Source organism: Kitasatospora sp. NPDC047058, from assembly GCF_040643935.1.
GTDB lineage: Bacteria > Actinomycetota > Actinomycetes > Streptomycetales > Streptomycetaceae > Kitasatospora.
The window spans coordinates 1-1,436 of the sequence record NZ_JBEYVJ010000859.1 but is presented as its reverse complement, the minus strand read 5'-3'; the positions used below and the strand labels follow the sequence as shown (position 1 = coordinate 1,436).

Sequence of the window (1,436 nt, the reverse complement as noted above, 5' to 3'; positions counted from 1 at the left end):
CAATGCCGGTGACTTTGGGGTCCGTGCCTCGTTGGTTGTGGTGTGGCGAGGGTGGGGCAGGTCAAGTCGCCTGCGGGTGAGCGGTTGTCGGATCGGATCGCGATCGGGGTTCTGACCCGGGCGTTTCCGCCGGGTCTGGTTGATGAGGTGATTGCCGAGACCGGGCGGGGTGAGAAACGCAGCCGGCTGCTGCCGGCACGGGTGGTCGTGTACTTCGTCCTGGCAATGTGCCTGTTCTTCGGGCAGGGCTACGAGGAGGTCGCCCGGCTGCTGGGCGAGGGGCTCGGGGACGGGCGGCGGTCGTGGCGGGTGCCCACGACCGCCGCGATCGGCCGGGCCCGCCGACGGCTGGGAGTCGAGCCGCTGAAGGTGCTGTTCGCGCGGGTGTGCCACCCGCTGGCTGTGCCCGAAACGGCGGGCGCCTGGTACCGGAGCCGACGAGTGGTGGCGGTGGACGGCACCACGCTGGACCTGGCGGACACCGAGGCCAACGACGCCTTCTTCGGCCGCCCGGGCACAGGTCGCGGGAGGGGCGCGTTCCCGCAGGTCAGGGTGGTGGGGCTGGCCGAGTGCGGCACTCACGCGGTGTTCGGTGCCGAGATGGGCCCGCTGTCGGTCAGCGAGCAGACGCTCTCCCGGCGGCTGTTCGCCCACCTGGGAGCGGGGATGCTGCTGCTGGCGGACCGGGGCTTCTACGGCTTCGAGCTGTGGCAGCACGCGCGGGCCACCGGCGCGGACCTGCTGTGGCGGGTACGCAAGAGCGCGAACCTGCCCGTCGTACGGGTGCTACCGGACGGCTCGTATCTCAGCACGGTCCATGCGGAGCCGGACCGCAGGAGCCGCCGCAACCCGGTGACGGTACGTGTCGTCGAGTACACCCTGGCCCGCACCGGCGACGCGACCGTCTACCGGCTGATCACCACGATTCTCGACCCGCAGGAGGCACCCGCCGCCGAGCTGGCCGCGCTCTACGCCCAGCGCTGGGAGATCGAGAGCACGCTGGACGAGATCAAGACCCACCAGCGCGGTCCCAGGCTCGTCCTGCGCTCGAAATACCCGTGGGGCGTCGAGCAGGAGGTCTACGGCCTCCTGCTCGTCCACCACGCCATCCGGCACCTGATGCACCAGGCCGCCCTCCACGACGACGTGGACGTCGACCGGCTCTCGTTCACCCGCAGCCTGCGGGTCGTGCGCCGCCAGGTCCCCGCCCAGGCGGCGCTTTCCCCCCGGCACACTCAGCAGAGCGCTGACCCGCACCCTCGCTGAGATCACCGAACGCCTGCTGCCTCCGCGCCGTCAACGGACCTGTCCCCGCGTCATCAAACGCAAGATGTCCAACTGGCCCCTCAAACGCGCCCAACACCGCGACTGGCCACCACCAGCCCCCACAGTCATCGCGATCACCAGAACGAACACGACCTAAGTCACCGGCATTG

General features: G+C 70.4%; 1 protein-coding gene. It reads left to right on the top strand.

The window, feature by feature from the left end; translation table 11 throughout:
* The first annotated feature begins 42 nt into the window (after positions 1–42).
* Entirely contained in the window at positions 43–1,266 is a 1,224-nt protein-coding gene (locus ABZ885_RS41140; RefSeq protein ID WP_360200325.1) for an IS4 family transposase, read from the top strand.
* The last annotated feature ends 170 nt before the right edge of the window (positions 1,267–1,436 follow it).